Below are 1,450 nucleotides of genomic sequence, written 5' to 3' on the forward strand. Positions count from 1 at the left end.
TACTCATTTTGAGTACTACCAAAAAAACCATGGTTAATTTATACCATGGTTTTTTTTATAGGAAAATTTATAGAAGAGGTGAAAAAATGCGAGCACAAAGAATGTGGTTACTACTTTTAAACATTGCGTTTAATTTGGTAATGGGATTTATTTTACCAGTTAACACAATTTTTATTCATAAAAATCTGCATGAATCCTTGGTAACGGCTGGATTTACATTAATGGTTTATTCAGCTTTTATGATGATTGGAAATGCCATGGGTGGAATTATGTTTGATCGTTTTTCCAAACGTGGTACTTTGTACATTGGTTATATAATTTCCATCGTATCTTTGTTGGGTATGTCAGTTCATCATGTTTGGCCAACGTATGCCATTATGTTATTTATCTTAGGATTCGGAATGGGACTAATTTATACAGCAGTTAATGCTTATACGGCGTTTGTGGCGGAACAAATGTCGGGAAATAGTCGAGTAATCTTTAATAATATGTATTTGGCATCAAATATTGGTATTGCCGTGGGTTCAACTGCAGTTGGATTCATATTCAAGTGGAGCATTTTCTTTACTTTCTTTATACCAATGTTGTTATTCGTTTTAAGTGCAATTATTTTACTATTTAAAGCTAATTTATTGGAGCATGTTTCAGAATATGACGATTCTGATGAATTGGCTAGTTATGATAATGATAACGTTGATCCACGAATCGAAATTGGTTTAGGACGTTTCAAGTTAAATCTTTTCATTATCTGTGCTTCAATCTTTATCGTTTGGTTAGGCTATTCGCAATGGGACAGCAACTTGTCGGCTTACATGCTTAATCAAGGTTACACAACTCGTGAGTATGGACTGGTCTTTACTATTAATGCTGGTTCATTGTTAATTATTCAACCAGTTATGAATCGTGTCATTTCAAAAATATTCAAACTTTTGAAGTATCAAATTTTCATTGGAACTGTAATTATGGGTTCATCTTTCTTATTATTGCCAGGAGCTAAGACTTATTTAGCATTCATAACTAGTATGCTAGTTTTGACAGTTGGTGAATCAATGGTCTTTCCAACTATTCCTGCTTTATTGAGTAAGATGTCGACGAATAAGAATCGTGGAACCTTCCAAAGCTTTTATAGTATCTTTGGTTCTTTAGGTCGTGCGGTTGGTCCTTATGCCGGTAGTTTAATCATTACGGCATTATCATTCTCGACATTATTTGTCGGAATTACTATTTCAATGATTATCGTAGCTGTGGCTATGATAGGCGTTAAAGAATTAGCGTAAGTGAGGGAATATCATGATAATTTTTCTTTTGATATTGTTATTACTAGTCGTTCTAATTTTGAACGCCTTTTTTTTATTTATTCAAAAAAGAGGCTCGAAGGCTTTGGGAGCAGAAGCACCAAAAGTTAAAATGGACGAAGGATTAGTTGAACAAACAGAAGTATATTTAAAAA

At 33.3% G+C, this 1,450-nt stretch carries 1 protein-coding gene; it reads left to right on the forward strand.

The features are described 5' to 3' along the window. Positions 1–86: 86 nt before the first annotated feature. The gene (locus ATN92_RS12695; RefSeq protein WP_056950814.1) at positions 87–1,277 is read left to right on the forward strand and encodes an MFS transporter; all 1,191 of its coding nucleotides are present in this window, start codon (positions 87–89) and stop codon (positions 1,275–1,277) included. The last annotated feature ends 173 nt before the right edge of the window (positions 1,278–1,450 follow it).

This window comes from Companilactobacillus bobalius (genome assembly GCF_009764355.1).

Bases quoted from the DNA above. Each gene is read 5' to 3' on its own strand.
- ATN92_RS12695 (WP_056950814.1), top strand. From the start codon at position 87: ATGCGAGCACAAAGAATGTGGTTACTACTTTTAAACATTGCGTTTAAT.